This window comes from Holospora undulata HU1, from assembly GCF_000388175.3.
Classification (GTDB): domain Bacteria; phylum Pseudomonadota; class Alphaproteobacteria; order Holosporales; family Holosporaceae; genus Holospora; species Holospora undulata_A.
This window is the reverse complement of record NZ_ARPM03000102.1, coordinates 1-9,407: the sequence shown is the minus strand read 5'-3', so window position 1 is coordinate 9,407 and position 9,407 is coordinate 1. Positions and strand designations below refer to the sequence as shown.

The following is a 9,407-nucleotide window of genomic DNA, read 5'->3' as shown; positions in this document are numbered from 1 at the left end:
TACAAGGCTAGAAAGAAACTGCATGGCTTCAAAATTCCATTATTTCAATTTACATGAGATCTAGAGAAATCTTTTATTAAAACATTAATTATTATTTCAGGAGGGGATTTCAATGCTGTTAAACATTTATTTTGACACTTTCAACACTTATGCCCTACCCCCCCCCAACCCCTGAACCCCATCGAAGAATGAACATGTGCGCAATAATCGATTTTTTGTCTCTGCCAAAGAGTTTTGCAAGAAGTATGCTGCATTTTTTCGACAAAATCTGGGACAACATAGCTATGGATCTTGTCGAGCGTGTCAATGACTGCTTTTAACGCATTAGTCCAACACTTTCAGTTTTATTTGGTATAGCCTAATCTTTTTGACCAGTAACTGATTGTAAAAATACTTACCCAAAATTTTTGAGCAGCTTTTTTCAAGGGCATATTTTGGGTTTCTTTGACATACTCTTCAAGCTTCTCTAAGTCAATTTTTTTTCTGAGCCACCATGCTTCTTAGAAAAATAACTGAGTTCTTGTCTGCATTTTCTATGCCAATTTTCTATACCAACTTCCTATCGCTGATACACTTATTTTAAATAGGTGCGATGCTTCAATATACCTGCCCCCTCATCTAAATATTCTATTCACCTTTGTCTTAAATCGTTGCTGTAGCTCTTTGTCGTTTTTCTTTTATTTTAACAAAAAAAAATAACAAAAAAATTACACCTAATTCAACCTAAATTACTATATATGTAATTTTTTTATTGAAAAAAAAAATTACTATTATAGAATAAAAAGTGCTTATCTACATTTATCTACAAGCTAGTACCAATGATTGACACGTACATTATAAACCTAGATCGCGCCAAAGAGCGATGGAATAAAATAACGCATAGGTTATTAAAATGTTCCGATTTCAATATAAAACGCGTAGCAGCTATCGATGGAAAATATGAAAATTTTTCACATATCCCGTTTGACATTCATCAAACCGTTCGAAATTTTGGACAACCCTTAAGCACAGGAACAATCGGATGCTACCTTAGCCATGTTAAAGTGTGGGAAGTATTTTATAACTCACAAAAAGACTACTGCCTTGTTTTAGAAGATGATGTAACATTCGATCCACATCTACTGCTTAATATTTTGAAAGAATTAGAAGCAATACAAGAAAATGATTTTTCTACTCAAGATAGGAAAATTGAGTGGGATCTATGCAGTCTGCAGCTTAATCACCGGGGAACACCTTTACCCATAAAGCGCTTTAAAACTGGACACAAATTGTGTGCTTATTTAAGTGCGGTAACTGGAGCAGGTGCCTACATATTAACCAAGCAAGGAGCGCGATGTTTGTTATGCAGAGCGTTCCCGCTAACGCTTCCGGTAGATCATTATTATACAAAATCTCATAAACTGAATCTTAAATTTGTAGGGATCGAGCCAAGAATTGTCCAGCAAACGTCTGAGTTTTCTTTTATCGAACAAATGGGAAGAGAGCATCTTAGAAATCTTTCCTCTTGGACCAGGGCATTGTGTGGGTTTTTTAGGGTGAAAGAAGAAATGCATCAAGCCCTTTACAATTTACGCTGGTCTTTTCCTTTGTACCGTCAGTATTTCCACTCTCAAAAAAGTTAAAACAATGTCATGTCTTTGAATTTTAGCTTAATACGTGTATAGGTTTAGCATATTAAAAATGTGTCTTCTTAAAAAGTTTTAATGACATAGCTACTTGTTTTAAATCGCAGAATTAAAACAAGTACTCAAAGAATGTACTTTAATATATTTAACGTCCGTTATTTTATTGATTAACATTGAAAGCAAATATTTTTCTATAAATAATTTGTAAATGGGTATATTTTTCGTTCTGCCTCCTGATTTATATTTTTTTTAATTTTTAAAATATTTATTATTTTTAATGAATAAATTTATTTTATGATATAAAAGAATTTAAAAAATATAAAATATTAATTTTTTAAAAACTTATTAAATCTCTTTATTAAGAACTTTATAAAAATTTTAAATATTTAATTATTTTTTTGTATATACAAAAATAAATCCATTAAATGATCAAAAAAGCATCGGACACCTCAAGACTCTTCTATTGATTTTTACCGAAATTTAACAAAATAATCATAATTTTTTAAAATTATCGTATTGACAATACTTGTTTTTTTTTGTAGCGTCTGTATCGTATCCTTTGCTAAAAAAGAGTTTAAAATGGTTACGTTAAATAAAAAATTTATGCAAATTTTTATTATGCTGCTGAGTTCAGTTTATTCTGCAGAGGGAAATGGAATAGGAAATGGTTTTGCGGTAGATGCAAATCAAGAAAAAACAGCCGTTTTGAATCATTCCGTTCCTGCTGACTGTGATAGTACGATTATTGACTCGCAAGAAGAAAGTTTTCAAGCGATTATTAATAATTGCTCTGAGAGCTTTTTGTTAGAAGATCAAGAAGAAAATAAAATATTTGAAAGAGAAGAGCTAGGAAAAGGTACAAAAAGCGTTTGGAGATTTTCCCCTCTCCCATCAATTATTGATCCAATTAACTTAATTATTAAACAATGCAAAAAAAGTTTTTTGGATTTAATACAAGATGCAAGAGATAATAATGTTTCTTTAAAAGAAACGGATGGAACTCAAGCGATAGGAATAAGAGAAAAAGAAGATAAAAGTGTCCGTTTTATTTGTCCGTTCACACAGGAAGGAATAAAGACTGCTGTTAACTTGATTGATATAGATCGTCCGTCAGTTTATAATTTAGAAACTTCACTAATTGAATTTCATAGTACTATGAAAAAAATACTTCAAAAGGCTGGCCTTTATCCGAAAAACACTCCGTCTACTACAGTTGTGGTTAAAAAATTTGAAGACGAAGAAATGTTTTCTTCACTATCTGAAAAAGAAAAAGAGTTTCTTAGTACTATTGGTTTACAGCTTCGTAAAGAGTTTAACATTTTCAAAACCCTGAAAAATAATCAAGAGGGATGGGAAAATATTGAAATGCAGTTGCGTCTAGTAACAGGACCTTCTCGGTACCAGCCTCCTCATATTGACGGTAATACGATTTGCGTAGCCTCTTTTGCTGTAAAAGATGTTTATGAATCTTACGGAAAAGAAAAACTTTTTCTTCCAAATAAAAATACTTTTTTGTGGTTTGGAGATAAAGCAAATGACTTATCCTCAAAAATTAAAGAACAGTTAACACAATGTGGCGTAGATTTTAGTTCCGTTCAAGAATTGCCTCACGGTGTTGACTATAATCCGGAAGACGAAGATTCGAAAAACGCTGTAACACTTTTGGTTATGTGGGGATTTTCAAAGCGCTCAGCATCTTATTGTTTTTTTCCTAAGCCTGTGGAAAACTTCCAAAAGCCTATTCCTAGACAAGAGTAAGATTTTAAGCAACTTTTAAACTACGTTTTCGTAAAAAATTAATAAAAACTTGTTTCGCGGAAAATAATTTTTATTTAGGTAAAAATATCTTCCACGAAGCTTTTTATTTAGACTTTAACCACTAATATGCTTAAGAAGAATGGTATACAAATTTTATAAATGAACTTCCGGGAATAAAAAATTAGTTCAGTCAGAATTAGAAAATTATTGGCTTAGCTGTACTCGAAAGAAAAAAATGACTAAGAAAGCTCAAAACAAGAAAAAAGATATTTAAAAACTCACTATAAAAACTCTACATTCTTCAAAAAAGTGTGAACTAAAAAATATTTATATTCTTCCACACAAGTAAAGAAATTCAAAAATTCTTAAAAGAATGGCTGCGCTTTGCACCTCTAGTTTTTTACCTGTTTTTCAGATTTGAATCGTATTAAAAAAATAGAATTAATACTTTTCATAAAAGATTTTATCTAGATTTCTGGGCGATTTACTTGAACTTCATATATCGTAATTTTTTACAATATTTTAGCTAATCAAAGCAGACTTCTAAAGACAGGTCGTCAGGAAAATCCCACTATAAGATTCCAAAACGCACTCTCGTGAATTTTATAAAGATATAGATAAACATGATAAAAAGAATATGACAATGGAGCTGGATAGAGTTATAATTATGTAATAAATTATATAATTAAAGTTATGACATATTCATTAGATTTTCGAAAAAAGTATTAAAAACAAAGCACGGGTTATCATTTGAAAAGTAGCCGCTAGATTTTGCATATCTAAATCAGCAGTAGTAAGATGGAGCAAAAATCTTGAAGGAGTCAACAAAAGGAATAAACCGCGGACAAAATTAGACAAAGAAAAATTATACAGAAGAATTTCCAGACAGGTGCTATGAAAGGGCTAAGAGGTTAGAAGTCAGCACTTCTGGCATCAGATAGATAAGCAGATATAGTGATGAAAGTGGTTTTGCTCATGATATGCCAAGAACGCATGGATACTTTGATAAAGGTAAGCAGTATTATGGCTCTCACGACTGGGAGAGAACAAATCCCATAGGCGCTTTTTGGCAAAGCTATAATTGTAATGGGGTTCATATCTCGCTTACAAAAGGTTTACATCTTGGGTGCAGCAGATTTTATTACCAAACCTTCCAAAAGAAATAGGTATAGTACTTTAGGTTAAATTAGATATTTTAAAGAAGCACGAAATAGCGTTGAAATTTAGTATATTGCATTCAATCCCCCTCTTCATATTAGCCCAGAATTTCTCTATCGGATTCAAATCAGGAGAGTAAGGAGGCAGAAAAATTATACTGCATTTTACAAATTCTATTAATTCTCTACTTCTCTTGGATTTATAAAAAGAGGCATTATCCATAACTATAGTAATTTAGGTTGAATTAGGTGTGATTTTTTTGTTACAATGAAAGAAAAAGCTATGCAAAAAATGCTAGAAGATTTAGGTCACAGTTTTCTTTATTGCCTCCTTATTCCCCTGATCTCAATCCTATTGAGAAAAAATGGTCCAAATCAAAACATATAAGAAGAACATTATCTTGTTCAATTGATCGCTTATTTCAATTCCCTTCTCTCGTAATCTTTTTATACTGATTTAGCTACATATTAATTTTTTTAAAAGAAAATCTTTAATCTACAAGAAAGTACCATTTTTACAATCTTTTTTAAGGATTAGAACTTTCAAGCCACAAATGAAAAGTATCCCACTCTACTTCTCCAACTCGTGTTTTTATACGATTTCCTTTTGAACGATTGGGTTGATATAACACAAAAAAAGGAACGTCTGTAATACCAAAGACTTTTTGTGCTTGCATTTTCTTTTCAAACAATGTCGTTAGTTCTTTTTTTGATAATGTTTTGCTTGTTTTTAAAATTTTCTTAACTTTTTCTAACTTTAAATTCTCTACCTTTTCTGCAGATTGTTCAGATTCGTTATGAAAGTTCCATGTAGACTGATTTTTCATTAAACGGTCTCTTGCAGAACCTGGATTTTTACAAGCCCAGACATACCCACTAGAAAAAAAACTTACACGATCTGCAGGATATTCTACAAAAATAACTCGAAGCGCTCCAGAAGTATACAAATCAGACGATTGAATCTTTAAAAAGGTTTCGTTATGGAACGCACTACACACATGACAGGCAAGAGACGTAAAAGCGATTAACGTGTGCGTAACAGGAACATTACCGGGATAACGAAAACTTAAATAAAAGTTTTTTTTTTCTTGAGAAAAAGCTGTTTTTATGTAGCGTTCTTGCATAACCTCTTGAGATTTAAGATCGTCTTTTCTAGAAGCTAGCGGCATCCAGCGATTTACGCATATCCCAACCCCTATACACAGTACTGATAACCCCATACCTAATAAACTCTTTTTATACACACTCAACAAAGCACCTTTTATTTATTTTATTCAAGAATCATAATTCTAGCATAAAACCTTTAATCACAACTTTATCGTAAAAAAACGATAATTTCACAAGAAGATAAGTAAGTAAATCGCATTACTAAAGCCACAAAAAAAGGATTAAAATAATTGTGTTCATTATGTCAAATCATTAAATTCTAAAAAGATCGCTCTAAAAGAGTATTTTGAATTTCATGTACAATATTCATACGAACCATATCGTAAGCAGTTTCTAATGCATGAGAAAACCCGATAGCATCTGTGCCCCCGTGACTTTTTACTGCAATACCTCTAACCCCCAACCATAAAGCACCGTTATAAATCCTTGGATCAAAATAAGACTTAAAATCCTGAAGAAAAGGCTTAGCAATCCAGCCCGCACACCTAGCATAAAAAGAACTTCGAAACGCTCTTCCCAACATAAAAGACATCATACGCATAGTGCCTTCCCCCGTTTTTAGCGCTATATTTCCAGTAAATCCATCTGTAACGATAACATCCACTGTTCCCTTAGAAATATCGTCTCCTTCTATGTAGCCATAAAAATCTATCCCTTGTTGATGTTTTAAAACCTCATAAGCTTCTTTTAAAGACTCTTTCCCTTTTTGAAGTTCAGTTCCCACATTTAATAAACCAACAGACGGGAATTCAACCCCTAGAACTTTCTGACAAAATATTTTCCCCATCAATGCATACTGAACCAGCCCCTTACTAGAACTCTCCAAACTTCCTCCAAGATCCAGCATAACGCTTTCTCCTCTGCACGTAGGAATCTGCGAAACAATGGCGGGACGAAGAATCCCCTCTAAAGTCTTCAGGATAGATTTTGAAAGCGCTAAGTAAACTCCAGTATTCCCAGCAGAAACAACTCCTTTAGATTGCCCAGAAACAACACTATGCAAAGCACGCGACATACTAGTATCCATCCCAGACTTTAACGTAGCCAAAACTTCTGCTTGCGAGTTTACATAACTTGGGGTATAGATAGCTTCAAAGAGATGAGAGGGAAGAGAAAACTTTGTTAACGCCTTTGATAACTCAGACTCTAAACCAAAAATCAGGAACTTACATTCTGGATACCTTTCATGAAATAGACAAACCCCCTTCAGAAGCTCTTCCACTCCAGCATCTGCCCCCATAACATCCACAGAAAGACGAACCATACTAATCTTCTTCTTTCTTTTGCTTCAAAACACGCAACTCCGTTTTCGTCGTAATTACTTTCCTTCCATTATAATACCCACACTCTAAACACATATGATGAGGAAACCTATTTTTACCACAATTTTTGCACGTCCCCACGGGATGAATTTTTACGTGATCATGAGATCTACGCATTCTTTGTCTAGAGTAACTAGTTCTTTTTTTTGGAACTGCCACAATTTCCCCCAACCGCTTCTTTTCAACCATTCTACAAAAAAAAAATAGAAATTACAAGAGACGAAAAAAGCTAATTTTTGAAACATGAGTAATAAATATTCTTTTGGAAAGGAAAACTATGGAAAGAGCAAAAAAGTTAAGTAAATAACTGTTGGTTAATTCACTCGCCTCTCTACTGACAACATCTTTCCTCGGAGTTTTTTCCCTGAATAACGAGAAAAGCTTTTATAATTATACTAGACATAAGAAGATTTAGAAAAAACTGCGCTTCTAGGGGGATCTCTACTGATTTTTATAGTATAAAAATCATAATTCTACATAAAAATAAAAAAATCTTATAGAAGAAAAAAGGTTAAAGATCGACACATCATCATGATTACTCGTTCTATGATCTTGATTAAAGAGATTATGACCAGATTCCATTACATAAATGGACAGATAAGTTATACCATTTCCTGATACTATAATGGAGAGATACGAAGCGGTACATATACTTTTCACAATTGTATTTTTAAACTCGCGCACAAACTCGCAAAGCACCGCTTCTAAAGCCCCAAGGGGTTCGTAAATCTTGTTCGATAGGATATATTAATTTAGGTTGAATTGGATGTTTTAAAAAAGTAAAAAATAGCATCGAATAGGGAGTTGAAATTTAGTATATTGTCCACCTCTTCATTTAGCCCAGAATTTCTTTATTAGATTCAAATCACAAGAGTAAGGAGGTAGAAAAATTATACTACATTTTACAGATTCTATTAATTTTCTACTTCTCTTAGATTTATGAAAAGAGGCGTTATCCATAATAACTCCTTGACTATGCTTTAGTCCTTGATCAGAAAATTCTACCCAGGCTTGGAATTATACTGTCTCGCAAGATCCGTTAAACCCCATTGGTGCTATCGGATTGTTATTAACCAAACCGGCAATACTATTTGTTCTTTGATACTACTTTCTACTCTTTTTTCCAACCGAATTTTCACTGTTTCTGCCCCAGGCTTCTGTCTTTGCACATAGCCATATCGATGCCGCTTTCATCAATATATACAAGACTTGGATACGCATATATTTGATCGATTCTTGATACTGAATTCGCTTTTTTTGGCTTGCTTCCACGTACGAAAAGTTTGTCTTAAATCGCTGCAGCTCTTTGTCATTTTCCTTTTGTTTTAACAAAAAATCACACCTAATTCAACCTAAATTACTATATATGTACCGCTTCGTATTTCTCCATTTAGTATCGGGAAATAGTATTAGTCCAAACAAACGTTCAAATGTCCTTGAACATTTCTGAATCCTTACGTATCTTAGCGACAAGGGGACTTACTTTAGATGGGCAATCCCGCCTTACCTTCTCATAAAATTTACATAAAATCATACTTAACACAGCTGGTCTAATGATTTCATACTAAGGCCCGTATTCAATTAAGCCAAACGACAAGTAAAGCCAAGTGAATAGCGCCTAGAAAATTCTAAGACGTTTTTTCATAGCACAGGGAAATGGCTTTGTATTGCTTTCATTTTGGCCAAGAAATTCTCCGATCAAAGACGGGATTTAAAAAGATATGTATCATAATTTGAAGGCACTGAACGGGTTTTTTTAGGAGAGATCACGGCCTTCCCCCCCCTTTTTCTTTGAGTTTTCTCTGCCTCCTTTCATCGGCATCATACGCTTTATCGGCAAGTACCGCACCAGCCTTCACGGGGTGATCAGCGCCTTCCAAATTATGGGTCTGACCTTTTGTCAAGTGAAAAGCGATGGGATTACTAGTGATATTGCCTTGGGCGTCACAGATTGCATGAATCTTAGTGCTCAGGATGGCCTGGTTCTCGTTTTTTTTAGTTCCAGCTCTGTGTTAGTAGGCGCCCACAATCGTGGAATCGATCATCGCGTACTCGTTTTGGCGTCTTTTGCCAGCGCCTAAAAGACTCTTTTCTATACGCCCTTTTGGCTCTAACTCGTAAAGCGGATGGATAGCTTTAAAAGCGCCAAACCTCTCCGGCCACGAAATTCCTGCACGGTAACGGTATAAAACAGCCTACACAAACAGGAGGGGGGTATCTTTTGCTGTAACGCGCACACCTCCCGAGGTTCCAGGTAAAAGATCCTTGAGCCGACCCCTCTGCCTCAACGCATACCGTCTCATTGAATACAAAATCCTTCTGAATTTTCTATTAAATTTTCAAAAAATATAAAAAATTAACTTAATTGAGGATGGGGC

The 9,407-nt window shown here is 33.9% G+C and carries 8 protein-coding genes and 4 pseudogenes; 3 read left to right on the top strand and 9 right to left on the bottom strand.

The genetic code is table 11. The features are described 5' to 3' along the window. Nucleotides 1-154 precede the first annotated feature (154 nt). Both K737_RS11395 and K737_RS07685 read right to left on the bottom strand, forming a co-directional pair. Nucleotides 155-280, bottom strand: coding sequence for a hypothetical protein (locus K737_RS11395; protein ID WP_268743847.1), 126 nt, complete (start codon nt 278-280; stop codon nt 155-157). Nucleotides 281-344: 64 nt separating this feature from the next. Further along, nucleotides 345-431, bottom strand: a complete 87-nt coding sequence (locus tag K737_RS07685) for a hypothetical protein (protein WP_235075662.1) — start codon at nt 429-431, stop codon at nt 345-347. Between the two features lie 387 nt (nt 432-818). Here K737_RS07685 and K737_RS02130 point away from each other — a divergent pair, with 387 nt between their 5' ends. Then, a complete protein-coding gene (locus K737_RS02130) occupies nt 819-1,622 on the top strand; it encodes a glycosyltransferase family 25 protein (RefSeq protein WP_006303566.1) in 804 nt (267 codons plus the stop codon). 582 nt (nt 1,623-2,204) lie between these two features. Beyond that, nucleotides 2,205-3,383 carry a hypothetical protein gene (locus K737_RS02125; protein ID WP_006303565.1) on the top strand — a complete coding sequence of 393 codons (1,179 nt, stop codon included), beginning with the start codon at nt 2,205-2,207 and terminating at the stop codon, nt 3,381-3,383. Nucleotides 3,384-4,559: 1,176 nt separating this feature from the next. Here K737_RS02125 and K737_RS07680 read toward each other — a convergent pair. Continuing rightward, a pseudogene (locus tag K737_RS07680) lies at nt 4,560-4,772 on the bottom strand (transposase); the annotation flags it as partial. A 62-nt stretch (nt 4,773-4,834) separates the two neighbouring features. Here K737_RS07680 and K737_RS11875 point away from each other — a divergent pair. Beyond that, nucleotides 4,835-4,996, top strand: a pseudogene (locus K737_RS11875) (transposase); the annotation flags it as partial. Nucleotides 4,997-5,067: 71 nt separating this feature from the next. On the opposite strand, the gene K737_RS02120 reads toward K737_RS11875, so the two are convergent. The 6 genes and pseudogenes from K737_RS02120 to K737_RS08805 all read right to left on the bottom strand — a co-directional run bounded on the left by K737_RS02120 (nt 5,068) and on the right by K737_RS08805 (nt 9,332). After that, the gene (locus K737_RS02120) at nt 5,068-5,784 is read right to left on the bottom strand and encodes a DsbA family protein (protein WP_035574893.1); all 717 of its coding nucleotides are present in this window, start codon (nt 5,782-5,784) and stop codon (nt 5,068-5,070) included. A gap of 182 nt (nt 5,785-5,966) precedes the next feature. After that, nucleotides 5,967-6,971 (bottom strand): phosphate acyltransferase PlsX, encoded by a 1,005-nt coding sequence (gene plsX, locus K737_RS02115; RefSeq protein WP_006303563.1) that lies wholly within the window; start codon nt 6,969-6,971, stop codon nt 5,967-5,969. A gap of 1 nt (nt 6,972) precedes the next feature. Continuing rightward, on the bottom strand, nt 6,973-7,218 hold the full coding sequence (gene rpmF / locus K737_RS02110) for a 50S ribosomal protein L32 (protein WP_006303562.1): 246 nt from the start codon (nt 7,216-7,218) through the stop codon (nt 6,973-6,975). A 642-nt stretch (nt 7,219-7,860) separates the two neighbouring features. Then, nucleotides 7,861-7,995: pseudogene (locus K737_RS11870) on the bottom strand (transposase); the annotation flags it as partial. 138 nt (nt 7,996-8,133) lie between these two features. Next, on the bottom strand, nt 8,134-8,361 hold the full coding sequence (locus K737_RS08810) for a hypothetical protein (RefSeq protein WP_006303561.1): 228 nt from the start codon (nt 8,359-8,361) through the stop codon (nt 8,134-8,136). 296 nt (nt 8,362-8,657) lie between these two features. Continuing rightward, a pseudogene (locus K737_RS08805) lies at nt 8,658-9,332 on the bottom strand (IS5/IS1182 family transposase). Nucleotides 9,333-9,407 lie beyond the last annotated feature (75 nt).